The organism is Pseudomonas fluorescens, assembly GCF_003732425.1.
GTDB classification, from domain to species: Bacteria; Pseudomonadota; Gammaproteobacteria; order Pseudomonadales; family Pseudomonadaceae; genus Aquipseudomonas; species Aquipseudomonas fluorescens_BE.
Genome location: NZ_MOBX01000003.1, coordinates 326,940 through 352,181, shown reverse-complemented (window position 1 = coordinate 352,181; position 25,242 = coordinate 326,940). Strand labels below are relative to the sequence as shown.

Annotated in this window: 18 protein-coding genes; 5 read left to right on the top strand and 13 right to left on the bottom strand. The window is 62.3% G+C overall.

Annotation, left to right across the window (positions count from 1 at the left end):
• Position 1: 1 nt before the first annotated feature.
• The 10 genes from BK670_RS04330 to BK670_RS04285 form a co-directional block, all read right to left on the bottom strand.
• The gene (locus BK670_RS04330) at positions 2–805 is read right to left on the bottom strand and encodes a hypothetical protein (RefSeq protein ID WP_123448748.1); all 804 of its coding nucleotides are present in this window, start codon (positions 803–805) and stop codon (positions 2–4) included.
• The gene (locus tag BK670_RS04325) at positions 786–2,492 is read right to left on the bottom strand and encodes a GspE/PulE family protein (RefSeq protein ID WP_123448747.1); all 1,707 of its coding nucleotides are present in this window, start codon (positions 2,490–2,492) and stop codon (positions 786–788) included. Before BK670_RS04325 ends, BK670_RS04330 begins: the two co-directional genes overlap by 20 nt.
• A gap of 81 nt (positions 2,493–2,573) precedes the next feature.
• Positions 2,574–3,104: a response regulator gene (locus tag BK670_RS04320; RefSeq protein WP_123448746.1), complete on the bottom strand. Its 531-nt coding sequence runs from the start codon at positions 3,102–3,104 to the stop codon at positions 2,574–2,576.
• Positions 3,105–3,323: 219 nt separating this feature from the next.
• On the bottom strand, positions 3,324–4,085 hold the full coding sequence (locus BK670_RS04315) for a peptidylprolyl isomerase (protein WP_123448745.1): 762 nt from the start codon (positions 4,083–4,085) through the stop codon (positions 3,324–3,326).
• 15 nt (positions 4,086–4,100) lie between these two features.
• On the bottom strand, positions 4,101–5,651 hold the full coding sequence (locus BK670_RS04310; protein WP_123448744.1) for an ABC transporter substrate-binding protein: 1,551 nt from the start codon (positions 5,649–5,651) through the stop codon (positions 4,101–4,103).
• A 9-nt stretch (positions 5,652–5,660) separates the two neighbouring features.
• Complete coding sequence (locus BK670_RS04305; protein WP_123448743.1) at positions 5,661–6,281, bottom strand: SCO family protein; 621 nt, start codon at positions 6,279–6,281, stop codon at positions 5,661–5,663.
• Positions 6,278–6,928, bottom strand: coding sequence for an SCO family protein (locus tag BK670_RS04300; protein WP_123448742.1), 651 nt, complete (start codon positions 6,926–6,928; stop codon positions 6,278–6,280). The genes BK670_RS04305 and BK670_RS04300 overlap by 4 nt, the downstream gene beginning before the upstream one ends.
• A 14-nt stretch (positions 6,929–6,942) precedes the next feature.
• The gene (locus BK670_RS04295) at positions 6,943–8,865 is read right to left on the bottom strand and encodes a YncE family protein (protein WP_123448741.1); all 1,923 of its coding nucleotides are present in this window, start codon (positions 8,863–8,865) and stop codon (positions 6,943–6,945) included.
• 549 nt (positions 8,866–9,414) lie between these two features.
• Positions 9,415–15,246, bottom strand: a complete 5,832-nt coding sequence (mnxG, locus tag BK670_RS04290; RefSeq protein ID WP_123448740.1) for a manganese-oxidizing multicopper oxidase MnxG — start codon at positions 15,244–15,246, stop codon at positions 9,415–9,417.
• A gap of 200 nt (positions 15,247–15,446) precedes the next feature.
• Complete coding sequence (locus BK670_RS04285; protein ID WP_123448739.1) at positions 15,447–16,055, bottom strand: lytic transglycosylase domain-containing protein; 609 nt, start codon at positions 16,053–16,055, stop codon at positions 15,447–15,449.
• Between the two features lie 205 nt (positions 16,056–16,260).
• Here BK670_RS04285 and gspG point away from each other — a divergent pair, with 205 nt between their 5' ends.
• The 3 genes from gspG (at position 16,261) to BK670_RS29555 (ending at position 18,526) form a co-directional block, all read left to right on the top strand.
• Positions 16,261–16,689, top strand: a complete 429-nt coding sequence (gene gspG / locus BK670_RS04280) for a type II secretion system major pseudopilin GspG (protein WP_007913548.1) — start codon at positions 16,261–16,263, stop codon at positions 16,687–16,689.
• Between the two features lie 14 nt (positions 16,690–16,703).
• Positions 16,704–17,891: a type II secretion system F family protein gene (locus BK670_RS04275; protein WP_123448738.1), complete on the top strand. Its 1,188-nt coding sequence runs from the start codon at positions 16,704–16,706 to the stop codon at positions 17,889–17,891.
• Positions 17,892–17,965: 74 nt separating this feature from the next.
• On the top strand, positions 17,966–18,526 hold the full coding sequence (locus BK670_RS29555; RefSeq protein ID WP_185036721.1) for a hypothetical protein: 561 nt from the start codon (positions 17,966–17,968) through the stop codon (positions 18,524–18,526).
• Positions 18,527–18,806: 280 nt separating this feature from the next.
• Here the strand turns inward: BK670_RS29555 and BK670_RS04265 are convergent, their stop codons facing one another.
• The gene (locus BK670_RS04265) at positions 18,807–19,706 is read right to left on the bottom strand and encodes a LysR family transcriptional regulator (RefSeq protein ID WP_123448737.1); all 900 of its coding nucleotides are present in this window, start codon (positions 19,704–19,706) and stop codon (positions 18,807–18,809) included.
• 250 nt (positions 19,707–19,956) lie between these two features.
• Between BK670_RS04265 and BK670_RS04260 the strand changes: the two genes are divergently transcribed.
• Both BK670_RS04260 and BK670_RS04255 read left to right on the top strand, forming a co-directional pair.
• Positions 19,957–20,976: an alpha/beta hydrolase gene (locus BK670_RS04260; protein WP_123448736.1), complete on the top strand. Its 1,020-nt coding sequence runs from the start codon at positions 19,957–19,959 to the stop codon at positions 20,974–20,976.
• Between the two features lie 207 nt (positions 20,977–21,183).
• Complete coding sequence (locus tag BK670_RS04255) at positions 21,184–22,611, top strand: mechanosensitive ion channel family protein (protein WP_123448735.1); 1,428 nt, start codon at positions 21,184–21,186, stop codon at positions 22,609–22,611.
• Between the two features lie 85 nt (positions 22,612–22,696).
• Here BK670_RS04255 and ycaC read toward each other — a convergent pair whose 3' ends face one another.
• Positions 22,697–23,320, bottom strand: a complete 624-nt coding sequence (gene ycaC, locus BK670_RS04250; RefSeq protein WP_007913541.1) for an isochorismate family cysteine hydrolase YcaC — start codon at positions 23,318–23,320, stop codon at positions 22,697–22,699.
• 70 nt (positions 23,321–23,390) lie between these two features.
• Positions 23,391–25,229, bottom strand: coding sequence for an amidohydrolase (locus BK670_RS04245; RefSeq protein WP_123448734.1), 1,839 nt, complete (start codon positions 25,227–25,229; stop codon positions 23,391–23,393).
• Positions 25,230–25,242: the final 13 nt, after the last annotated feature.

Genomic DNA, 25,242 nt, shown 5'->3' with positions numbered 1-25,242 from the left:
GTCAGGCCACCGCCCGGGACATGACGTACAAGCCGTCACGCACGGTCATCGAGTCGTCTTCAAGGGTGCGCAATTGCACACCCGCCACATCCGGATGTGCATCGAGGCGCGCCGGTGCATGCAGATAAACGTTAAAGGCGCGTTCGCTGGTCGAGGCTTGCAGCTGCCGTTCACGACCGATCAGAGCATTCAACGCGGCATCGCTGTCGCTGCCGCCCACCGAGCGCACGCCGGCCCAGCGCCCTTCCCTCGCCAGCAACAACACGCTGCGTTGCGGCTCGGCGACGACGAACAGGAAGTCGCCGGCATCAAGGCTTTTGTCGAAGCGGTTGAACGCCGCCATCAGGTACGGCTGCACCGAGCGCAGGCGCAAACCGCGACCGCTGACCAGCATGCGCAGGCGTTCGAGCAAGTCTTGTGGCAAAGCGCTGGCGATGCGGTCGTAACCGGCCGGTTCGGCGGACAGCACCAGACTCCAGGCTTGCGTCGGCGCGCCAAACAGGTCTTCGAAACACAGTTGGGCGAAGCCGCGCAGTTCTTCCGGGCTGCTGATCTGCGCGCTCCATGGCACCAGGCAGAAGCGGCTGAAGTGCCCGGAGATGACCACGCTCAATTCAGCACCGGCACGGGCATGTTCACCGAGCAGGCGATCAAGGGTATCCAGCGCCACCGCGTAGCTCTGGAAGCCTTCGTCGATGTAACCGACACTGCCCAGCCACAAGGTGTCGCTGCCGCGCCGCTGACCGAGGCCAACACCGCTGGCGCCGAGCACGGCGACAAAACGCTCACGCGATAAAAGTGACACGATTGATCTCCTCCAGCGTGGTGCGACCTTGTTCCACCAGCTCCAGCGCCGATTCGCGCAGCAGGCGCAAACCACGGGCACAGGCCAGGGCTTTGATTTGTTTGATCGGTTGGCGCTCGACGATCATCTGGCGCAGCTCGTCATCGAGGTGCAGCAGCTCGGCAATCGCCGTGCGCCCGCGATAGCCGCTGCCCCGGCAGTGGCCGCAGCCCTTGCCGTGGACGAAGTGGTAGTGGTCGACTTTCTGCGGATCGAGGCCCGAGGCGCGCAGTTCTTCATCGCTCGGATTGACCGGTGCGCTGCAACTGCTGCACACCAAACGAATCAGGCGCTGAGCGAGAATCGCGTTGAGCGCCGAGACCAGGCTGTAGGGGTCGATTTCCATTTGGGTGAAGCGGCCGATCACGTCGAAGACGTTGTTGGCGTGGATGGTGGTGAACACCAAGTGACCGGTGAGCGCCGATTGCACGGCGATCTGTGCGGTGTCCGGGTCACGGATTTCGCCGACCATGATCTTGTCCGGGTCGTGGCGCAGGATCGAGCGCAGGCCGCGGGCGAAGGTCAGGCCTTTTTTCTCATTGACCGGGATCTGCAGCACCCCCGGCAGTTGATATTCGACCGGGTCTTCGATGGTGATGATCTTGTCCACGCCGTGGTTGATCTCGGTGATCATCGCGTACAGCGTGGTGGTCTTGCCGCTACCGGTCGGGCCGGTCACCAGCACCATGCCGTAAGGTTCGGCGGCAAGGCGCCGCAACTGGCGCAGAGTTTCGTCTTCAAAGCCCAGCGCCTGCAATTGCACGCCGCAGACCTTGTCGGCCAGATCCTGTTTGTCGAGTACCCGCAGCACCGCGTCTTCGCCAAAGATGCTCGGCATGATCGATACGCGAAAGTCGATCTGGCGGCCGCTGATGCCAATTTTGAAGCGTCCGTCCTGCGGCACGCGTTTCTCGCCGATGTCCAGTTCGGCCATGACTTTGACCCGCGAGATCACCTGCTCGGCGAACTCATTGCCCTGGACTTTGCTGATGTTGTTGAGCACGCCGTCGATGCGGTATTTGATCACCAGACCGTGGCCGGTGGTGCCGAGGTGGATGTCACTGGCGTGCATTTTCAGCGCGTCGTACAGGGTCGAGTTGACCAGTTTCACCACGCTGCTAGCGTCTTCGCTGATGCTGGTCAGCGACAGGCTTTGCAGGGTGTCGATTTCGTTATGCGTGTCGCCTTGGGCGTTCAGCGATTCGACGGCGTGGAAGCTTTCTTCGTGGCGGGCCAGATAGGCCTTGAGGTCATCGGCGTGGACCAGGTGCAGCGGCGCACCGTGCAGGCAATCGTCGATCCAGGCCAGGCGCGCCGGGTCGAAGGGGTCGGCAAAGACACCGATGACTTCGTCATTGTGGCGCAGCAGGATGAATTCACGTTTCAGGCATTGTGCGAGGGTGACCCGGTCGAACACCGGCGTCGCTTGAAACAGGCTGTCGGTGTCGAGCACCGGGTAATGCAGGGTCGCGCCGAGGGTTTGAATGAACGGCATTGGCGCCAGTTCACACAGTACGCCGAGGGCTTCGAGGACGCGTTCGCCGGAGGTGGCGGCCCGCGCCCGGGCCTGGGCCAGCTGTTCACTGGAAAAGCGCGCGGGGGCGCTTTCGGCCGGTAGTGGTTCGACGACAACGGACAGACGTTCCATGGCTTGCTCTCCAACCGGGGCTTAGAGCCCTGTCGGCGCGGCAAACCTTGACGGCAAGTGCCGGAACGTCTGATCGCGCCATTACTCCCCGGTGAGCATTTGATCGTCGTCCGGTGCCATGGCGTGCGACTGTCGTCGCCGATCCGCCAACACCCAACTGCCATCGTACAACTGCAACGGGAAGCTCTCGGTCCTGCTCTGGCGTCGTTCGACAAACCCTTCGGAAGGGCTCGCACCGGGTTTCGCTTCGCGCTTGATGCCCAGAAGGTCGCAGACCGCCCGCGCCAGTTCCGCCAAGGGAAACGGTTTGAACAGGATGTGGCTGACTTGCAGTTGCCGCGCCCGCTCACAGACTTCAGCGGTGGGGTGACCTGTTATCAGCACAAAATTACACGCCCTGTTCTGGCGGACCGCGTCGAGCACCTCAAAGCCTTCCATATCGGGCAAGCGGTAATCGAACACCAGCACGTCGGGGGCAAACGTTTCGGCCAAACCGATAGCCGTCGCTCCGTCATGTGCAATCCGGACGTCCAGCCCCTGCGCCGACAGATAATCCTGAAGATTCTGTGCAAGCAGCTGTTCGTCTTCGACAACCAGTACTTTGTTAACCAAGGTCGACTCCTTGAAACAGCAGGTCCGATGACCCCGCCCTGAGAGTGCGCCTTACCAGGGGTAACGCACACTTCATGCCAGGCTGAGCGCCGGTAATTTTATGTCTTCATGTCCTTGAATTTAATGACAATGCCCGCTCGTCCCGGTACCCCGTTCCCCAGAAACGGGGAAGCACCTGAATGGGCATCGAAGCCATTCCCCACTATTGGGGGGGAACCTTCAGTCGTCGTCAATTCGTTCGATCCTGTTCTGCACCCGTAATTGCGCGAGCACCTGACGACGAGCCTGGGTCTGTTGCTGTCGGGCGAGCTGCGCCCTGACTGTGTCCAGCCCCTGCAAATCTGGGACATCGGCGGCCTCCAAGTGGTTCGGCAAATAAATCACATGCCAGCCGAACGGTGAACGCACCGGACTGCTGGCAAACGTCGCCCCGCTGACAATCGCGGCGCGCATTTGCATCAAGCGTAGACGCGCTGCAGCAACTGTGACTGCATCCGCTTGCGCGGGCACGCGAATCAACAGGTGCCGAGGCTGCAAGGTGTTGGCGCGGACCAGTTCGGCGAACATCTGCTGCGCCGCCAGTTCGCGGCGGGTGTACTCGGTGAACGACGCCTCATCGAAACCGGCATCCTGCAATCGACGAAGGAATTTATCCGCGCCGCCGATGGCCATGCGGGTTTGCTCGATCTGCTGACGCAGCGCTTGCTCGTCGATCTGCCGACCACGTTTCTGCGATTCCTGCCACAGCAATTCTTTGTCGATCAGCATTTGCAACGCCGCTTGCCGCAGTTCCTTGTAGGCCTTTGGGCTGCGAATGCTCGCCACCGCGCGGCCCTGATCTTCCAGGTATTCGGCGAAGAAGCGCTCGAAGCGAAACCCGGAAATTTCCTCGCCATTGACCCGCGCCACGGCCGGCTCGTTATTCGCCCACGCCAGCGGCAGCCAGCAAGTCAGCAGCAAAATCAGCGTTGTGAGTTTCATGATCGGGCCCTCCGTTCAGGGGCTGGCAACAATCGGTTTATAGGGCGCGACCAGATAAAAACGCTGATCGGGCAAATCCACGGTGACCACATGCGCGCCGCTCAAGCCCAGGCGTCGACCGGGGCCGAAACTCAGGCGCGGGGTCAGGCCGGTGTCGAAGTCGTGCAAGCCTTCCAGCGCCGCCACCAGTTTTTCCCGACTGGCGTCGCGGCCAGCCTGTTTCATGCCTTCGCTGAGCAGCAGCATCGAGGCGTAGGCGCCGACTTGCAGCACCGTGTGCTGGGCACCGAGGCCCTGGCCTTCGCGCAGTAACGTCAGGGCCATGCGCCCGGCCTGGGTCCAGTCGCTGGGCACGAACGGATAGGCGAGGAACACCCGTCGGGTGAAGCCGTCGGGAACTTGCAGCAGATCGCCGGCCACCTGGCTGGAGGCGGCAAACAGATAAGGCACTTGCCCGGCACTCTGCAGGCGCGTCGCCAGACGACTGAAGCCGCCGCCATTGCCCAGATAGAACACTGATCGCGAGCCTAACGGCAGCCCATCCGCCGTCGGGTCGTAGGCTTGCAGATGGACTTTCTGCCAGCCGTGATCCTGCAAGTACTGGCCGAGGTTTTGCGCGGCCAGCGTTTGTGCAGGGTCATCGGGATACGCAATCAGCGTCGGCCCTTGCAGCACACGCAGGCTTGCCGTGGCGTAGTCGGCCAGCGCGATCAGTTGTTCACGCAATCCCGGTAAAGGTTCGAATATCTGCGGGCTGGCCTGCAGGGTGCCGAGGATCGACATCGGCCCGATCAGCGGCACACCGGCCTGTTCCAGGCGCGGCCCCAGCTCGCTGTCGAGGGCCGGCGCCAGCGGCGCGATCAACGCGAACACCTGTTCCTGCTCGATCAACTGTTGCAGAGCCTGCTCGGCACTGGCGCGGTCCGGACCGGGATCAATCACCGTCAAGCGCAGTTGCCGCCCATGTATGCCCCCGGCCTGATTGATCCGCGCGACGCTGCCATTGAGCACCGCTGCCACGGTCATGCCCTCCTCCGCCAGCGGCCCTTGCCTGGGCAGCAAAGTGCCGAGGTGCAAGGTTTGCGCCTCAAGACCGGGATCGCGTTCATCGGCGAGGCGTTTGAGATAGGCGGCGAGGTTGCGCTGATCCTTCATCGACAAGAGAAAGCGCGGCATGCTCGGGTCGAGACGATTGTGGCCGGGGTCGCGGCCCTGCTCGATAGCCGTGGCCAGACTGCTCTCGCTGTAGGCCGGATAGCTGCGGCCGTTGACCTGTTGCTGGCCATACGTGCTGGTCAGCCGCGCCCAGTTCAGCTCGGGGGGACGCACGCCGCCTTCAGGTCGGCCGAGACCATCGGCGCCGTGGCAATTGGCGCACGGCAGGCTGGTCGCCGGCAGCAGCACGTCCGCCGCGCCGACCCGTGCCATGATCGCTTCGCCACTGGCCGACAGGCCTTGACGATAAAGACGCTTGCCCGCCGCCTCTTCCGGTGTCAACGGCGCAGCGCTCGCGCCAAGGCTGAGGCCAGCGAGCAGGATCAGGGCGAGGACGCGGCTCAGGTTCATGGCGCGGACTCAGCGGCCAGCCACGGGCATTGTCAGCAACTGCAAGCGCTGGGCAATGGCGGCGGCCGGAGCATCGGGACGGATTTTGCTCCAGCGTTTATTGGCGACATCGCCGACGATCAGCTGCGTGGAGTGTTGCTCGGGCGTCGGCACGATCTGGCCGATGCGGCTCAATACCAGGTCCATCTGCGCTTTGTCGCCGGTAAGAAAAAGCCAATGAGGGTCATCGGAACCCTGCTTCAAGGTGTAAGCCTTGAGCACCGCCGGCGTGTCGCGCAGCGGGTCACTGGTAAGGGAAATGAAGGTGATGTCCTGCGCCTTGTCGCCCAGCAGCTCGCGGACTTCCTTGAGCTTGCGGGTGATCAGCGGGCAGGCATCGTTGCAACTGGTGAAAATCACATTGAGCAGCACCACGCGGTTGTGCAGCGCGTCGCTGTAGAAGCGCAGGGTTTCGCCGTTCTGATCCTGCAACGGCGTGTCGGTGAACCAGGTTTTCGCGTCGTGGGTGCCTTTGGCCGGCGCGGCAGCCACAGTGGCTGGCGGCTCAGAGACATGGCCTTCATGAGCGAACGCGACGTTACCGAGAATCCAGAAACACACGGTCAGGGAGATCCAGTCGAGCAGTCTCATGGCTGTTGCTCCATGGCGATGGCGGTGTGTTTGGCGTGGGTGCGCAAGCCGCTGAGTTTTTCCACTTCCTTGGCCAGCAGCGCCGGATCGGTGAAGCCGTAATAGCGCATCCAGTGGCGGCTATCGCCGTCGCCGACGAGGATCAGCGGCTGATGGTTCTTCAGGTCGCCACTGAAGCTGCCGAGGCCCTTGAGGGTTTCATTGATCGACTGCGGCGAGCCGGTCAGCCAGCTCCAGCCCGGGCCGCGCTGGAAGGTGCGCGCATAATCCTGCAGGCGTTTCGGGTCGTCACGCTGCGGGTCGATGCTGATCGACACCAGTTGCACTTCTTCGCCGACCCGCGCGCCGAGTTGTTTCTGCACCTTGCCCATGATCGACGAGACCACCGGGCACACTGTGGTGCAACTGGTGTAGATGAAGCTCATGACGACGATTTTGCCCTGCACCAAGTCTTGTTCAAGGCGCACGGTTTTGCCGTTCTGGTCGAGCAGCGGCACGTTGGCGAACTTCACCTGAGCGTGTTCCTGGCTATTGCTGGCCGGGGCCTTGTGCCCGGCGTGTTCGTCCGCCGAATGGGCTTGGGCTTGTTGGAGGCCGAGGCTCAACAGGCACAAGGTCAGCAGGCCACTGGATGCAAATCGGTTCATGTCGAAACTCCTCTTCAACGGGCCAGGCCGGGGGCTACCCGAACACTGGCAAAGGTCTTGTCATCGAAACCGGCGCCCAGCGATGCCGCACGCACATGCAGGTACCAGGCGCCGCTGCGGTCGAGGGTGATCGGCGCTTCGTACACGCCATCGGCGACTTCCAGCGCCGCCACTTCACGCGGATGCGAGGTGGGCGCGAGGTAGTAGCGCAATTGCACGTCTTTGACGCCGCTGCGCTGGGTTTTGTCTTTGCCTTGAACGATGCGGAAGCGCACAACGTAGGGGTCGTTGAGCGCCACGGCAGTCTTGTCGAGGAGAAACTCGACTTTCGGCTGGCCGAGGTGTTTTTGCTGCTTGCCGTCAGGCTCAATCTGCGCGGTAAAGCAATGAATGATGTTCGGCTGGTTGAGCAGAAACGCCACATCGAATCGCCCCGCCGTCGGCAGCCTCACCCGCGCGCTGTACAGCCCCGGCGAAACCTCGCGCAGGCTGCGGTCGATGACCATGGCAGCGCGGGCAATCTGGCCACGGTTGGGGTAACCGGACATCGGCGCGTTCATGCCTTCGGCGTAGAAGTAGGTGGTGTTGTCGACCGGGTTGACCACGAACACCGCGTTGTCGTCCCGGGACACCGCCAGGCTTGAGGCCAGCGGTAAATCCCCGGCCATACGCGGTGGTTGCGGGCCGGCTTCGAAGCCCTGACTGATCGGCTGGCGGCCTTCGCCGAGGGAGGACAGGTTGATCATGGTGACTTTTGGCGAGGCGAGCCCGCGTATGTAGGCGTAGGCCTGGGTGAACACCACTTGGTAGGGCTCGGCGGAAACGTCCAGATCATGGATGGCGCTGTTGGTCGCGGCGTCGATGACCGTGGCGCGGTTTTCCACGGTGTTGAGCACCACACCGAAGCGGCCATCGGCGCTGAAGCCCATGGGACCGAGGCCTTGCTGCAACTTGATCACCTGGCGGAGGGCGTGAGTGTTGGCGTCGATCACGGTCACGGTGCCGTCCTTGCCGTCGGCCACATACACCGCGCCGGACAGTGGCGAATACGCGACCGACAACGGGTGTGAGCCGGTTTTGATCTGCTGGACGATGTTCAGGCTGGCGATGTCGATCACGCTGACGGTGCCGTCGTCGCGGTTGCTGACGAAGGCGAAACGGCTGTCCTTGCTGAAGCTGATTTCGTGGTGGCCGCGCCCGGTCTGCAAGTGTTTGAGGGGTTTGAGGCTTTGGCTGTCGATCACCGTGACGCCGGAGTCTTCGGTTTTGCTGGCGTTGTTGCCGACCCACAGCAGGCGCTCGTCCGGTTGCAGCGCCACGCGCACTGGCTGGCTGCCGGCGGCGATCGAGTCGATGACTTTGAATTGCTCGCTGTCGATCACGGCCACTTCGCCGGCCGTCGGCATCGAGACGAACACGCGTTTGTTGTCTTTGGGCGTGACCCAGTCCATCGGCGGTTGCTTGAGTTCGATGCGCGCCAGGGTGCTGGTGATGCCGCCGACCGACACCGACGGATCGACCACGGCGATGCTGGCGTCGCGGTTCATCACCAGCAGGAAATAGCTGTTGAGGTCGAGCAATGGCCGCGCGCCGATGTTGGACTTGAGGAATACCCCGACCCGGGCTTTGCAGCTTTGATCTCGGCCCTGGGCTTGATCGGCGGCGAGGGTTTGCGGATCGACCCAAGCCCCCGGTGCCACGCCAGACAACGGCTGGCCGGAAGCGCTGTCAGTGACGCGGAACTGCACATCGGCGAATTCACCTTCACGCAGTTTGCCGTCGGCGGCCAGTGGCATGAGGTTGAAATCCACCGCCACGCCATCACGGTTCAGCGTCTGACCCGCCCCGGTTTGCGCCAAGGTAATCTCACTCAGCGTCAGCAACGCCCCGGCCAGGGCCAGTGTGCAAATACCGATGATGTTGATGATCCTGTTCATCTATCACTCCCCTACCTATTCATCTGGCAAAACACCGGCCCCTGTGGGAGCGAGCCTGCGCGCGAAGGCGTCTTGCGCCTAACCCTCGAAAACCGAGTTGCTCCCATTCGCGAGCAAGCTCGCTCCCACAAGGGATTTGCATTCCTACCGCATCCTCACTGCCCACCACCGGCCCCTGTAGGAGTGAGCCTGCTCGCGATGGCGTCTTCAGCCTCACCCTCAAAAACCGGGTTGCTCCCATTCGCGAGCAGGCTCGCTCCCACAAGGGATTTGCATTCCTACCGCATCCTCACTGCCCACCACCGGCCCCTGTAGGAGTGAGCCTGCTCGCGATGGCGTCTTCAGCCTCACCCTCAAAAACCGGGTTGCTCCCATTCGCGAGCAGGCTCGCTCCCACAAGGGATTTGCATTCATCCCGCCAACCTCACTGCCAACCACCATCCCCTGTGGGAGCGAGCCTGCTCGCGAAGGCGTCATCTGCCGCACCGTCCAGAATCGAGTCGGGCCCATTCGCGAGCAGGCTCGCTCCCACAAAGCTCTTCGTTGTGCCTACTGGCTTGGTGGTGCCGGTTCCGGTTCGTTGGTCACACGCAGCAATCCCCATAACCCGGAGGTATTGCCGTAAGCGGCGTAGTCGCGGAACAGGTAATCCCCCGAGATTGCATTGCTGCCGCCGGCGCTGGGGATCATGAAGCTGAAGTGCGCGGCCGGCAGGATGCTTTCGTGGGCACCGATGTACATCGACATCGGGTTGTAACCGAAGCGCACCGAGCCGACGCCCGGCGAGCCCATCGGATAACCACCGGTGTCGCTCTTCTCGGCCTGGAACGGGTTCACCGACCAGACATGCCCGTCGAGCTGGAACGTGGTGCCACGACTGCCACCGCTCGGCATCAGAATGTGCGTACGGAATGGCTGCCCGGGTTTGGCATACAGCACCGGCGTCTGCGGATCGCCACCGACCAGCGCATTGCTGTAAGCCATGTGCGCATTGCTCATGTCGCCGTAACCCGCGCCATCGGCATGCCCGAACGGTGCATCCGGGGCGAGGCCGAAGCGATACCACAGCGGCTCGGTCTTGTAGTTGATCGCCATGCTTGAGTTGTCCTGCGGATCGGTCGGCACGCCGAAGCCCTCAGCGGCAATCCCTTCCACCGGCCGGCCATTGGCCCAACGAGTGTTCAACGCCTTGTGCCAGACCATCGCAAAGTCGCGGTAGCTGGTTTGCCCTGGCGCCGTAACCGTGGCGTTGGCCTTGCGCGCATCGTCAACCCAGGTTGCGCCAATCGGCAGGATGCTCATCGCCCCGCCAAGGCCTTTTTGTGGTTGCTTGATCACGTCCGCCGGGGTGATGTTCAAACCGCCGAACTCCACCGCCGTGGCGTTGATGTTGTCGACGCTACGGCCCAGTTGAGTCACCGGTTTGCCTTCACGCTCCAGGTGCCCGGCGTAGTACTGATAGGTACGCGTCGGGTACGCGCCGCTGTTGCCGACACGCGGTGGCACGGTCTGGATCGGGTTGGCGCCGACGTTGGCGCCGTCGGATTTGGTGATGTCATACGCCAACAACTGCGCGTGCAGACCGACGTGGCTGGACGGCCGCATCAGGTTGTTGCTGAAGGTGGTCGAACCCAGACCACTGTTGCGATCACGCTTGACCATGCCTTGCATCACCGCAGTTTGCGTCAGGTCAGGCATCACGCTCGGCAGACGGTTTTCCAGGGTGATGTTGATGCAATCCCCCGCCGCTGCGCGCAGCACCAGCGGTTCAACCGGGATGCCGGGTTTCAGCTTGCCACTCACCGGATCGAGATCGGATTTACGCACATAGAGGATCGCGGTCGGATCATGCAGCGGCCCGCTCTGCCCACCGATGGTGATGGTTTCGCCATCTTCCGGATCGGTCACGGTAACTTGCGGAATGCTCACCGTGCGCGAGTTCAGCACCAGGGTGCCGCCCGCCGGATTCAGCGGTCCGCCGACATGCTGGCCGAGCCCTTCGGGATCGCCGATGGTCAGGCCCAGCGCGTTGCCGAGAATGTCGTTGGCCAGTGCCGCGACCACTTCATAGTTGCGCTGCACAGTGGGCCGAGTGCCAATGCCGTTAGGATTGGCACCATAACGCGGGCAACTGCCCTCGAACGCCACGGTGTTGCGCATGCCCGCCGGGCTTGGATTATTTGGGATAGCAAACAAGTCGCTGCGTTTGGCGGTGTAGTTGCGCATCACGCCCCAGATACCGCTCCAGTAGCCTTCGATCGAGGCATCCATCGAGTACAGATAGTCGCCCGTGGTCGCCGCCGAACTGGACAACATCGACACCGGCGCAATGAAGCCCATCTGCTCGGAGATGCCGATCATCTGCGACGCGCGCCAGCCGGAGTTGGAGCTGTTGCCGAAACCGGAACCGCTCTGCAGCCATTTCACACCGTGCAGGGTGACGTTGTGCTCTTCTTCATGGCCACCGGCATGCACCCGCAGCCGCACGTTGTCGCCGGTATAGGTGCGCAGCATCGGCGTGAATGGATCGCCCGGCTCGGCGCCGCCCTTGTTGATGTGCGGCGGGAAGAGCGTGGTGCCACCGGTTGGACCGGTCGCCGAGGTGAGCAGATTCGGCGCCAGGTTCATCGCCGGAATCGCCCGGTCGGTACGGCTTTGCATGGCGAACGCCAGATCACCGCCGAGGCCGTCGGCCTGCATGCCGCGCTTGCCGTCCGGGCCGACCTTGTTCGGGTCGTACACGCGCAGGGCCAGCGGTTCGTTGCGATAGTTGACGACGAACATGCCCGGATCATCCACCGAAATCGCCTGCGGGCATGGCCGGCTCGGGCAGCCCGGGACCTGACCGCCCTGCACCTCCAGCACCCCTTCAAGCAAGTTGCTGGCGTTGTTGCGCACTGGCGGATTGATCGCGTAACGGAAGCTGTCGGCGGTGGCCGGGAACGCCTGCGCATTCGGCACGCCGTTGGGACCGGCCCCCACATAGACGCCGGCTTCATAGGCGTGCTGGAAGTCGCTGTACTCGAGGAAGAACTCGCGGAAGCTGTCGTTCTTGCCATCGCCGTCGAGGTCACCGGTGTTGATCACCGCTTGCCACGAAGTCGGCCCGCCGTCCTGCCGCGCGCCGCTGTAGAGAGGCTCGCCGGTTTCGGCGTGGAACCAGGTGGAACCGGCCGGCTCTGCAAGCACGGTTGCGTACAGACCGATTTGTTGGTGCGTCGATGGGCCTAAGTGGTCGTGGGTGAAGATCGTGCCGAGGCCGCGATCGACGCCTTTGGCGTTGACCACCGGATCGACGAACCAGCGCTGCATCGCCGTGCGCGCACCCAGCCAGTCGGCGCGGCCGTACTGGCCGAAGAACGGATGGTTCTTGGCTTTCGGGCAGGCTTGAGTGCCGTCACGCGGATCAGTACCGGCGCACTGGTTGAACTCGCGGATCGCGTGAATGCGTTCCTGCACGGCGCCGGGCGAGAGCACGCCGTCCTCGTAGTTCCAGCCGTTGGAGGAGCCGTCCGCCGAGGTCAGATCCCACTTCGGCAGGTGAATGTGCTGGCCGATCACGTCGGTCGGCGTGCGCACCTGATAATCGTCCATCTCGTAAGTAGCCGGCACCAGGTTGGTTTGCTGGTATTGCACGCAATCGAAGGTGTTCATGCGCATCACCAGCGGCTCTGGCGGACGCTGCTTGGTGATCACCGGCCAGGCGTCTTCCCACAGCGCGAGAATGCGCGCCTGCGGGAAGTGATAACCGACTTTGTTGTACACCGCATCAAACTGGATGTTGGCGGCTTTGTAGATCCGTGGGCGGTCGGCGGTGAAGGTCGAGGCGCCGACAAAGGACATGCCGTCGATGCGTTCACCGCTGTTGAATTCGCCACTGCCGGCATTGCTGGTCAGGCGTTTTTGCCGATCGTCCATGCACGGCTCGTAGTACGGCGCGCCGGCCATCGGCAAGGCACCGTTGGTGCGGAACGCCTTGGCCACCACTTGATTACCGGGCAGCAAGGCATAACTTGGGTGATCTTTTTTCGCGTGGAAGGCCATCGCGGCCTGTTCGACTTCGGTGCCTTCTTCTGGCAGGTAAATCGGTTTGGCGCGGGTGACTTCCTTGGAGAAGTCCAGCGAAGTGGTCACGGTATGTGCCTCGCCACCGGCCGCGACGCCGTCGAGTGCGTGCCGCTGCAAGCCGCCATCCCAACCGCCGGACTGCGCCGGGTCGAGGTTGGCCCACAGCGCTTTGCCGCTGGCCTTGAGCGATTGCGCGGTGGCCGCGTCGAGCATGTCCAGTGGCGGCGTTGGCGGACGCTGGCCGACCGAACTTTCCATGCCGCCGATCCAGAACGGATAGCCAGGGTTTTTCAAGCTGCCGTCGGCATTGCGGTTGGCTTCGCTGCGATCGACCAGCGCCAGTGAGCCAATGGCTTGACCAGCGGCGTTACCGCCATGGTGGTCACCGTCGTCATCGCCCTCTTCTTCGTCATCGTCGTCATCATTGCCGGCGACCAGGGTTTCACCGATTTTCGGCACCACCACGACTTTGCCCGGCATCGGCGCCATGGCTTTGCCCGGCAGCGGCACGATGGCCGGAATCGGTGTACCGGCGACGATTTCACCATCGGGCAAGGCCCGTGCCCCGACCGCCGGTTTGCCGCTGCGCAAGGCAAACGGTTCGCTGTGATAGCCGTCTGCGCCTTGCTGCGAAACATCCAGCCGGGTGCCTTCTTCAAACACATCGTGCACCCGCCACATGGACCACATGCCTTGGGCGAAGTGTGGATAGAAATGGCAGTGATAGATCGCATCACCGGCCACGCGGTTGCGGTTGCCCGAACCACCGTTGGCGATCTCATAGGTATAACCGGCGCCCGGCCCGATGCCTTGGGCGTCGACGTAATCGGAGTTGTCGTCGTTGGGGTTGAACAGCCACTGATGGCCGTGCAGGTGGAAGATGTGCTGTTCGTGGCCATTGTGGGTATTGCGGAATTTGACGAAGTCACCGATGTAGCTGTGGTTGACGTTCGATGGCTCCGACGGATACAGGGCCATGGTCGCTTTCACACCGATCTGATCGGCGCGCGGTATCTGGCCCGGGGCGATGTTCTCAAGCCCGGTGTTGGCCGGCACATCCACCAGCATCGCCACATCGCCGACGGTGTGCGAGCTGAGAAAGAATTCTTCGTAGGCACACGACAGGCAGTCGTGCATCGGCCCCACGCCCAAACGGTTGGCGACCACTTCGGCGCCCATGCCGCCGGAGCCATAGTTGATCATGAACGAGTCGCGGGTCGGCTCCAGCACATGGGCCATCACCGGATCGGCCCAGTACGCGGGGAACGCTTGGGTGGCGGCGGTTTCGTCCTGGAACTGCGAGGCAAAATCACGGAACGGTTCCAGCCGATTGGGGATCGCCGGGTTGCGTTTGCCCATCGACTCCAGCGGATAGGTGCTGGACGGGAAACTGCCGTCGGCGTTGCCGCCCATGACAATCGCATCGCTTTCGCTGGAAATGATTTCATTGCCGTCGACCATGTTGATGATCGGCGTGCCGGCCTTACCTTCGCGCAGCCACGGTTCGCGCTGCGGGTAGCGCGCCTGGTAATCGACGATGGGTTGACCGGTGGGCGCGCGACCGGTGGTGGCGAGGCGCATTTCTTCTTCGGTGAGGGTATTGCGATAAGTGCGACCGCCCTTGGGCAGCACGACGACCTGGCCGAACAGGCCGTTGGCGACGTTGCCGGCAGCACCCTCGCCGCCAAACGTCGCGCCACGGCTGCTGACGGCAAACGCACCTTCACGTTCGGCGAACAAGGTGTAGGAGCGGCTCGCGCCCGGTGGCACCAGACTGTTGGCGTTGCGCCCGGTGAACGAGGAAATGTCGTCGATGCTGTTTACCGCTTGCAGGCCGTTGACCTGGAAACCGACGTGACGGTCGGCGACCTGCTCGTCGACTTTGAAGTCCTCCGCGCCGTTGGCGTTTGCGCCCTCCTCCTCGCTCTCGTTTTCAAAGTGCTTGTTCGGGTTGGCCTGATAGTCGAGCAGGTTCTGCAGATTGATCGTCAGGCAATCGCCAGCGGCCACGCGCAGCACCAACGGCCGTGGCCGCTTGTCCGGGCGCAGCGAGACTTTGCCCGGCACCGCGGCGCCGCCGTAAGCCAGCGACTGCTCATGTTCATCGACCACATCGCGGCGCAGGGCGAACATCATGCCGTTGATGTTCTGCGCACCGAGGCGGTTGAACATCAGCGGTTGATCGAAGGCGACGACGTTGGCCACCAGGTTGCGCTCGCAACGCACGGCCGCGCCGGCCAGTTCGACGCTGAGCATCGAGGCCAGAATCAGCAGCCAGTTAATCAGGGACGGAGCGTGAGGAAAGCCAGCCATGATCAGTAACCTCGTAGTGGGTGCTCTTGGGAACACTTCTCGACAAATGCCTCGGAGCAATCCGCGTGCCACAAAAAATTTCATTACCGTTCAATCAGTTACCGCGAGCACTTGAGAATCCGGGGGATATTCCCCACCGGTTTTCCCCACTTTTCGGGTGTCTTCGGTTTGCCCCGAAAGTGGGGAAAACCGGGTTGGGCTCACAACGGCGCATCCATGGCCAGGCCCTGCAAACGCCGGTACTGACGCAATACGTTCGGCACATACCGCTGGGTTTCGGCGAACGGCGGAATCACCCGGCCACGGCTGAGCACTGCGTCCGGCCCGGCGTTGTAGGCCGCCACGGCGAGGGCGATGTCGTTGTCGAACAGGGTCATCAGGCGCTTGAGGTATTTGGCCCCGCCCTGGATGTTGGCCTTGGGGTCGTAGACGTCGGTCACGCCCATTTCCCGCGCGGTGTCGGGCATCAACTGCATGAGCCCGCCCGCGCCTTTGGCTGAGGTCGCGCCGGGGTTGTAGTGGGACTCGGCGTTGATCACCGCGTGCAACAGCGCTTCGGGTAATTGATTGACCTTGGCCGCCGCCGACACCAGTTCCGCGTAGGGCTGGTTGGCGATCATTTGCGGCTGCTGATCAAGGCTGGCCACTGCGGCGTCAGCCTCGCGGATCACCCGTTCGTAGGTGCGTCCGGGTCGGTGAACGTTGGACAGTACATAGCTGCCCTTGGCGTCCACCGAGATGAACACATCGGCCTGCGCGGCGCCGCTGAGCAGCACACAACCGAGCAATCCGCTGGCAAGGAATTTCATGTCGGGCCTCCCCGGATCGCCCCCGATAAATTGGGGGAAATGCCCCAATGGCCGATCACGTTTGAGCCATACGCAAGCACTGTGCCGACTCTTGAAAGGCCCGATTTACAAGGGCTTCAGCCAATCAGGCGGTTTTCAGTGGGGCTGAGCATGGCAATTGCATAAGCCCTTCAGGCGACACGGCTGCCACTCACGGGAGGTCATCATGAAGCTGCAATTTCGTCCGCGTGGCCAACGCGGTTTTACCCTGCTCGAATTGCTCGTGGTGCTGGTGGTGCTCGGCCTGTTGGCCGGGATCGTCGCGCCGAAATACTTCGCCCAACTCGGTCGCTCGGAAGTGAAAGTGGCCAAGGCGCAGATCGAAGGGTTGAGCAAGGCGCTGGATATCTATCGACTGGAGGTCGGTCACTACCCGTCCACCGAACAGGGCTTGCAGGCCTTGGTCACCGCACCGAGTGACGAGGCGAAATGGACCGGCCCGTACTTGCAGAAAAAGCTGCCGCAGGATCCGTGGGGGCGTAACTACGCCTACCGCTATCCCGGCGAAAACAGCGAGTACGACTTGCTGTCGATGGGCAAGGACGGCCAGCCCGGCGGCGAAGGTGAAAACGCCGAAGTGACCAACTGGCAGTAAGCGGAGCGCGGCCCATGCGATTTCATTTGAAGGCAGTCGGCAAGGCGGGCGTGGTGTCCTTGAGCGTGGAAGCGCCAGGCGACAGCGAAGCGCGGCGCATCGCCGAGGACCAGGGTTTGCGTGTGCTCAGCTCGCACGCCGACAAGCATTGGCGTTCGCTGAAACTGCGTCAGCGCGAGACCTTCAATCTGGTGTTGTTCAGCCAGGAACTGACCACGCTGCTCAATGCCGGCCTGCCGTTGATCGATGCGCTGGAAAGCCTCGCCGAAAAAGAAACCGCCCCCGCCGCCCGCAAAACCTTGAGTGAGCTGGTGCGCCTGCTGTACGAGGGCAAATCCTTCTCGCAGGCGTTGGGCCAGTTGTCGGCGGTGTTCCCGCCGCTGTACGTGGCGCTGGTTCAGTCCAGCGAGAAGACCGGCGCGGTCGGCGATGCACTGGGACGCTATGTCAGTTATCGCCAGCGCATGGACGAGGTGCGGCAGAAGATCATCAGTGCCTCGATCTATCCGATGTTGTTGCTGATAGTCGGCGGTGGCGTGGTGCTGTTCTTGATGGGGTACGTGGTGCCGCGCTTCAGCCTGGTATTCGAAGGGCTAGGGAATAACCTGCCGTGGCTGTCGCAGGTGCTGATGAGCAGCGGCATGTTTTTGCATGCGCATCAGGCTGAATTCTTCGGTGCGCTGGCAGCGATTGTCATCGCCCTCGCCGTGCTGCAGAAGCAACCGGCGTTTCGCCGCGAGCTGGACCGACTGGTGGAGAAACTGCCGGCCGTGCATCAACGGATTTTCATGTATGAACTGGCGCGATTCTATCGCTCACTGGGGATCCTGCTGCAAGGCGGGATTCCGCTGGTGACCGCCATGGCCATGGTGCGCGGCTTGCTCACCGTAGCGTCGCGGGTGCGCCTGGATCAGGCTTGCGAGCGGGTACGCGAGGGGCAGTCACTGTCTACCGCGCTGGAACTCAATCACCTGGTGACACCGGTGTCCCTGCGCCTGCTGCGCGCGGGCGAACAGTCCGGCAACCTCGGGCAGATGATGGAGCGCAGCGCCGATTTCTACGACGAGGAAATCAGCCGCTGGCTGGAGTGGTTCGTGAAGTTGTTCGAACCGCTGCTGATGACCTTCATCGGCCTGCTGATCGGGGTCATCGTGATCCTGATGTACATCCCGATTTTCGAACTGGCTTCGAGTATTCACTGACTCCGGGAACGGGTCCGATCCCTGCAACAACGCACTTTTACGTTCCCAACAAAACCACAAAGACGGAGAACGATATGCACATTCAAAAGCTCGTGCTCGCAATGGCCATCGGCGCAGTTCTGTCAGCGTCTACGGTGCTGATTCCGGATAGCCTTTCCGGCATTTCCAGTGTTCAGGCCAAGGAAGGTGGCAGTGGTGGTGGAGGGAGTGGCGGCGGTGGACATGGCGGAGGGGGTGGCGGTAACGGTGGAGGAAATGGCGGCGGGCATGGTGGTAGTGGTGGAGGCGGCGGAAGTGGCGGTGGCGGTGGCGGTGGCGGTGGCGGCAATGGTGGTGGACACGGCGGCAGTGGCAATGGCGGAAGTGGCCACGGTGACGGCGGCAGTGGTCACAGCGGCGGCGGCCAGGGCTCCGGACACGCCGGCAACTCCGCCTCCTCAGGACGCAGCGGCACCCACGCCGAACCAGGCGATGATCACGGCGTGCACCGGGCAGGCGAAGTCGGCGACGACCATGGCGTCCATCGCGCGGGTGAAGTCGGTGACGACCGGGGCCTGCATGCAGCAGGCGAACCGGGGGATGATCGTGGCGTACATGTCGGCGGCGAGCCGGGCGATGACAAGCGCGCCAACTGATCATTAGCCCCACCGCAATCTCTGTAGGAGTGAGCCTGCTCGCGATGGCGTTCTGTCTGTCATAGCTTCAGTGTCTGAATGACCGCTATCGCGAGCAGGCTCACTCCTACAAGGATTTGTGGTGTACGCAGATTCCGCAGACAAGCATAAATTCAATGTGGGAGCGAGCCTGCTCGCGAAGGCTGTGGATCAGCCAATGATGTTTTGACTGACACACCGATTTCGCGAGCAGGCTCGCTCCCACAAGGGTTTTGCAGGGATTGAAAATCTACTGTCAGGCTCAGAGATCGACGTGGCTCTGGTTCAACCGTTCACGCAAAAACTCGACCAACGCCTGCACCGGGCGCGAAGCCTGCCGATGCTGTGGGTAAACGGCTGAAAGTGTCAGCGGCTCCGGACGCAAATCATCCAGCACCGGCACCAACCGGCCATCTCTCAACGCCGCGCCAACGATGAACGTCGGCAAATAGGTAATGCCCATCCCCTGCACCGCCGCATCCCTAAGCAACTCGCCGTTGTTCACGCGCATGCGCCCGGTGACGTTGACCAACAGCGGCTTGCCCTGCCCCGCATTAAACCGCCATTGCACCGAACGCCCGTGCCCGTAAGGCAGGCAATCATGACTGTGCAGATCTTCGGGTTTGAGCGGCGTGCCACGTTCAGCCAGATACGCCGGGCTGGCGCAGTACACCCGTTCAATCGACGCGATGCGCCGGGCGATCAATGTCGAATCTTCGAGCACGCCAATGCGCAACGCCAGATCGTAGCCCTCACCGAGCAAATCCACCGGCCGATCACTCAGATCGACCTCAACCGTGACTTCCCGATAGCGCTGCAAGAACAGTGGTAACAGACACCCCAGATGCGCCACCGCAAACGACAGCGGCGCACTCAAGCGAATCGTCCCGCGAGGCTCGGCGGTTTGCCCGGCGATGCCTTGCTCCACTTGCTCGACTTCACCCAGCAGGCGCAAGGCCGATTCGTAATAACTCTGGCCCAGTGGCGTGACATCGAGGCGTCGGGTCGAGCGGTTCAACAACCGCACGCCAAGGCGCTCCTCCAGTTGCATCAAGCGTCGGCTGACGAACTGCTTGGACAGGCCCAGTTGATCGGCCGCGGAGGTGAAGCTGCCGGAGTCCATGACCTGGCAAAAAATACGCATGTCTTCGAACGGGTTCATTGTCACTCTCTGGTAGACAGTAAAACGCTTTATAGCCGCTTTTTCACTTTTCGGCAGCCCATTAATCTGTGCTCACGGTTTAAAAACAACCTTGAACAGGTAGGAGCTGCCGCAGGCTGCGATCTTTTGATCTTGATCTGCGGTGATGCTGGAAAAAGGCAACAAACAGGATCAAAAGATCGTCCGATCGCGGCCCGAGCCTTCGGCAGCTCCTACACGAACGTATAAACACTCAAAAATGGAATTGAACATGAACATCAAGAAAACCCTCACCGCTTCCCTCCTCGCCCTGTCCATCGGCAACGCATTCGCCGCCGAAAGCAGCGGTGTCGAACACAACACCCAAGCCTTCCTCAACGCCCTCGCCGCCGGTGGTGGCAAACCCCTTGAGCAACTGAGCCCGAAAGACGCCCGTGCGGTGCTGACCGGCGCGCAGGCTTCGGTGAAAGTGGACCTGTCCGGTGTTGACGTCAGCGACAAGGCGATCAAGGTCGATGGCCAGACCCTCAATCTGAAAGTGGTGCGGCCGGCCAAGGTCAAAGGCGAGTTGCCGGTGTTCATGTTCTTCCACGGTGGCGGCTGGGTGCTGGGCGATTTCCCGACGCACCAGCGCCTGATTCGTGATCTGGTGGTGGGTTCCGGCGCGGTCGCGGTGTACGTCGATTACACGCCGTCGCCGGAAGCGCAGTACCCGACCGCGATCAACCAGGCTTATGCCGCGACAAAATGGGTGGCCGAGCACGGCAAGGACATCGGTGTCGACGGCAAGCGCCTGGCGGTGGCCGGCAACAGCGTCGGCGGCAACATGGCGGCGGTCGTGGCGTTGATGGCCAAGGAACAGAAAGCCCCGGCGCTGCGCTTCCAGCTGCTGATGTGGCCGGTGACCAACGCGCAGTTCGACGACGGTTCGTACCAGCAATTCGCCGAGGGCCATTTCCTCACCAAAGGCATGATGCAGTGGTTCTGGGACAACTACACCACCAACCCGGCCGAGCGTGCGCAGATCCATGCCTCGCCGCTCAACGCCAGCGCCGAACAGCTCAAAGGCTTGCCCGCTGCCCTGGTGCAGACCGCCGAATTCGACGTGCTGCGTGACGAAGGCGAAGGCTATGCGCGGCATCTGGATGCAGCCGGCGTGGCGGTGACCTCGGTGCGCTACAACGGGATGATTCATGACTTCGGCCTGCTCAATCCGCTGAGCCAGATTCCTGAGGTGAAGGCGGCCGTGCGTCAGGCGGCGGCTGAGCTGAAGACTCATTTGAATCCATAAAAGCAAAACATCGCAGCCTTCGGCAGCTCCCACAGTGGACACGCGCAGGCTGCGATCTTGGCTGTTGATCTTGTGGCGAGGGAGCTTGCTCCCGCTGGGCTGCGCAGCGGCCCCAAAACCGGGTGAGCGCTGCGCACTCAAGCGGGAGCAAGCTCCCTCGCCACAAAAGCTGCTCCTTACGAAGCCTTTGCCTTTCTGGAGTCCTCCATGTCCTTCCTCCTCACTCACCTGCTGTCTCTGAGCGCCGCCCTGCTGCTGCTCGACGCCGTGCTCTGGCACTTCTCGCCCTTCACTCATCGCGCCCCGAGAGTCGGTGTGCGGCTGGTGCTGTTTCTGGCGTTCACGGCGCTGGTGATCAACGCCGGCGTCAGCCCGCTGCAAGCACCGCTGTTCGCCGATGATCGCGTCGCGCAATTGGGGGCGACGGCGTTGGGGATTCTCTGGTGGCTGTACGCCGCGCGGGTGCTGACCGAAGTCATCGGCCTGGCGCTGATGCGCCGCATCGGCCACAGCGGTCGTTTGCTGCAGGACGTGATTGGCGCCCTGGTCTTTCTGGTCGCCACCGTTGCCGCGGCCGGTTACGTGCTGGAGTTGCCGGTAAAAGGCTTGCTGGCGACTTCGGGCGTGGTGGCCATCGTTGTCGGTCTGGCGCTGCAAAGCACCCTCGCCGATGTGTTCTCCGGAATCGTGCTCAACACCACCAAGCCGTATCAGGTGGATGATTTCGTGGTGATCGACGGCGTCGAAGGCAAAGTCTTCGACATCGACTGGCGCGCCACCCACCTGTTGACCAGCGCCGGAACCATGGCGGTGGTGCCGAACTCGGTGGCGGCCAAGGCGAAGATCGTCAACCTCAGCCGCCCGAACAACATGCACGGCGTGTCGATCAGCATTCAGGTGCCGAATCATATCCGCCCACGGCGGGTACTCGATGCGCTTGATCGCACCTTGCAGGGCAGCAGTTCGCTGTTGCTGACGCCAGCGCCGAAAGCCGTGCTGAAAGAGGCCGGCGAAACCATGTCGGAATACGTCGCCAGCGGCTTCATCGCCGAGCTCGGCAAGAAAAGCGAAGTGCGCAATCAACTGTTCGACCTCGCCCACCGGCATCTCGAAGCGGCGGGCATTTCGCGGCATCCGGACGGCGTGATCGAACCTTCGACCCGTGGTCGTGCGTTGCTCGATGAAGTGAAAATCTTCCGCTCGCTGAGCAGTGATGAGCGCGATCGTCTGGCGGAATCGATGGTTGCCCAGCAATACGCGGCGGGCCAGGTGGTGCTGGATCTGGATGAAGTGCCGGACAGCCTGTTCGTGATTGCCACCGGCGTCGTCAGTGCGACCGTGGCGGACGGCGACAGCAAGGTCGAGGCCGGGCGGATGGGGCCGAGTGAAGTCATGGGTGAGCAGAGCATTCTGGCGGATACGCCGTCGCAGGCGACGTTCACGGCGTTGACGTCGAGCATCATCTATCGCCTCGACAAGAACCTCACCCGTCAGTGCATGGAGCAGCGCACGGAGGTGGGTCGGGCGTTGAATAAATTGCAGGCGGTGCGGCAGCAGAACAGTCGCCTCGCGTTGATGGCCAAACCGGTGCCGGTGAGGAAAGGCGGGTTTTTGGGGTGGCTTCAAAAGCGTTGAAAGCAAAAGATTGCAGCCTGCGGCAGCTCCTACATTGGAATGCGTTCCCCCTGTAGGAGCTGCCGCAGGCTGCGATCTTTTGATCTTACTTAGCGGTGAACTTGGTGTAGCTGTTGATCAGGTTGCGGTAGTTCGGCAGACGCTCGGACAGCAGATGCGCCAGACCTTCCATATCATTGCGCCAGTCACCCTGCAGCTCGCACGCGACCGAGAACCAGTTCAGCAGGTGGGCACCCGCCGCCGACATCCGCGCCCACGCCGCCTGCTGCACGGTGGTGTTGAAGGTGCCCGACGAGTCAGTCACCACAAACACTTCGTAGCCTTCAGCAATGGCCGACAAGGTCGGGAACGCTACGCAAACATCAGTCACCACACCGGCGATGATCAGTTGCTTGCGGCCGGTGGCCTTGATCGCTTTAACGAAATCTTCGTTGTCCCAGGCATTGATCTGGCCCGGACGCTGAATGAACGGCGCATCCGGAAACTGCTCGCGCAGCTCGGGCACGATCGGGCCGTTGGGGCCGGCATCGAAACTGGTGGTGAGGATGGTCGGCAGCTTGAAGAACTTGGCGATGTCGCCCAGCGCCAGCACGTTGTTCTTGAATTCGTTCGGAGTGAAATCCTGGACCAGCGAGATCAGACCGGTCTGGTGATCGACCAGCAGTACGACCGCATCATCTTTGTTCAGACGTGTGTAAGGAACGCTCATGGCAAAACTCCTGATGGACGGATGGATGAAGCGTGAAGCGCCGACCGGATGGCCGGCGCTTCAGGGGAAATCAGAAAGCGAAGCAGGAACAGCCGAATGCGCCCCAGAAACCGGCGAAGTCGCTGACCGGTGCGTTCGACATCCGCGCCTTTTCATGGCTGTGGGTGTGCACCGCGCACGGGCCGCTGCACTGGTGAACCTGCGCCTGCAACGGCGAATTCGGCCGCCAGTGGCCCGGGACTTTCACCACCGGTGACCAGTCTGGCAGCACCGGAATCGAGCGCGGGCCGAGGTCTTCGAAGTCGCCGGCGGCGTAGACAATCTTGCCGCCGACCACGGTCAGTACCGATTCGATCCACTTGATCGCTTCTTCTTCGACATGGAAGAAGTCCGCGCTCAGCGCTGCCAGATCCGCCAGTTGCCCGACCTTGATCTGGCCTTTCTTGCCCTGCTCCGAGGAGAACCAGGCGCTGCCATGGGTGAACAATTCCAGCGCGGTGGTGCGCGGCAAACCTTCTTCGTACAAGGCCAGACCGCCGACGGTGCGGCCACTGACCATCCAGTACAGCGACGTCCACGGGTTGTAGCTGGACACCCGCGTTGCATCGGTGCCGGCGCCGACCGGTACGCCTTCGGCGAGCATGCGTTTGATCGGCGGGGTCGCCTCGGCGGCTTGTTTGCCGTAGCGGTCGACAAAGTACTCGCCCTGGAACGCCATGCGATCCTGAATCGCGATGCCGCCGCCCAGCGCTTTTACCCGCTCGATGTTCTGTGGGGTGATGGTTTCAGCGTGGTCGAAGAACCACGGCAAACCGTTGAATGGAATGTCGCGATTGACCTTCTCGAACACGTCGAGCATGCGGCTGATCGATTCGTTGTAAGTCGCGTGCAGGCGGAACGGCCAGCGCTGCTCGACCAGGTGGCGCACCACCGGCTCCAGCTCTTGCTCCATGGTTTCCGGCAGGTCCGGGCGCGGTTCGAGGAAGTCTTCGAAGTCCGCCGCCGAGAACACCAGCATTTCCCCGGCGCCGTTGTGGCGCAGGAAGTCATCGCCCTGATGCAATTTCACGCTGCCGGTCCAGTTCTGGAAATCGCTCAGCTCTTCTTTCGGCTTCTGGGTGAACAGGTTGTAGGCGATGCGCACGGTCAACTGGTCGTCCTTGGCCAGTTGCTCGATCACCTGATAATCGTCCGGGTAGTTCTGGAAACCGCCGCCGGCATCGATCGCGCTGGTCAGGCCGAGGCGATTGAGTTCGCGCATGAACTGGCGGGTCGAGTTGACCTGATATTCCAGCGGCAGCTTCGGCCCCTTGGCCAGTGTCGAGTAGAGAATCATCGCGTTCGGTCGCGCGACCAGCATGCCGGTCGGGTTGCCGTTGCTGTCACGGACGATCTCGCCACCCGGCGGGTTCGGCGTGTCGCGGGTGTAACCGGCCACGCGCAATGCGGCGCGGTTGAGCAGCGCGCGGTCATACAGGTGCAGGATGAACACCGGGGTGTCCGGCGCGGCCTGATTGATTTCTTCAAGGGTCGGCATGCGCTTTTCAGCGAACTGGAATTCGTTCCAGCCACCGACCACGCGCACCCATTGCGGGGTCGGCGTGCGATCGGCCTGATCCTTGAGCATGCGCAGGGCATCGGCCAGCGACGGCACGCCTTCCCAGCGCAGTTCGAGGTTGTAGTTCAAACCGCCACGAATCAAGTGCAAGTGCGAGTCGTTGAGACCCGGAATGACGCAACGACCGTGCATATCGACCACTTGCGTATTCGGCCCGCGCAGGGCCATGGCCTGGTTATCGTTGCCAACCACGACGAAACGGCCGTCGGTGATCGCCACGGCGCTGGCCAGTGGTTTGGTGCGATCTACGGTATGAAACTGGCCATTGAATAAAATCAGATCGGCGCTCATCGCAGTTCCTCAA

Bases quoted from the DNA above. Each gene is read 5' to 3' on its own strand.
- BK670_RS29555 (WP_185036721.1), top strand. From the start codon at position 17,966: ATGCACATTCAAAAGCTCGTGCTCGCAATGGCCATCGGCGCAGTTCTG.
- BK670_RS04245 (WP_123448734.1), bottom strand. From the start codon at position 25,229: ATGAGCGCCGATCTGATTTTATTCAATGGCCAGTTTCATACCGTAGAT.
- BK670_RS04325 (WP_123448747.1), bottom strand. From the start codon at position 2,492: ATGGAACGTCTGTCCGTTGTCGTCGAACCACTACCGGCCGAAAGCGCC.
- BK670_RS04300 (WP_123448742.1), bottom strand. From the start codon at position 6,928: ATGAACCGATTTGCATCCAGTGGCCTGCTGACCTTGTGCCTGTTGAGC.
- BK670_RS04305 (WP_123448743.1), bottom strand. From the start codon at position 6,281: ATGAGACTGCTCGACTGGATCTCCCTGACCGTGTGTTTCTGGATTCTC.
- BK670_RS04260 (WP_123448736.1), top strand. From the start codon at position 19,957: ATGAACATCAAGAAAACCCTCACCGCTTCCCTCCTCGCCCTGTCCATC.
- BK670_RS04255 (WP_123448735.1), top strand. From the start codon at position 21,184: ATGTCCTTCCTCCTCACTCACCTGCTGTCTCTGAGCGCCGCCCTGCTG.
- BK670_RS04265 (WP_123448737.1), bottom strand. From the start codon at position 19,706: ATGAACCCGTTCGAAGACATGCGTATTTTTTGCCAGGTCATGGACTCC.
- BK670_RS04315 (WP_123448745.1), bottom strand. From the start codon at position 4,085: ATGAAACTCACAACGCTGATTTTGCTGCTGACTTGCTGGCTGCCGCTG.
- BK670_RS04275 (WP_123448738.1), top strand. From the start codon at position 16,704: ATGCGATTTCATTTGAAGGCAGTCGGCAAGGCGGGCGTGGTGTCCTTG.
- ycaC (WP_007913541.1), bottom strand. From the start codon at position 23,320: ATGAGCGTTCCTTACACACGTCTGAACAAAGATGATGCGGTCGTACTG.
- BK670_RS04310 (WP_123448744.1), bottom strand. From the start codon at position 5,651: ATGAACCTGAGCCGCGTCCTCGCCCTGATCCTGCTCGCTGGCCTCAGC.
- mnxG (WP_123448740.1), bottom strand. From the start codon at position 15,246: ATGGCTGGCTTTCCTCACGCTCCGTCCCTGATTAACTGGCTGCTGATT.
- gspG (WP_007913548.1), top strand. From the start codon at position 16,261: ATGAAGCTGCAATTTCGTCCGCGTGGCCAACGCGGTTTTACCCTGCTC.
- BK670_RS04295 (WP_123448741.1), bottom strand. From the start codon at position 8,865: ATGAACAGGATCATCAACATCATCGGTATTTGCACACTGGCCCTGGCC.
- BK670_RS04285 (WP_123448739.1), bottom strand. From the start codon at position 16,055: ATGAAATTCCTTGCCAGCGGATTGCTCGGTTGTGTGCTGCTCAGCGGC.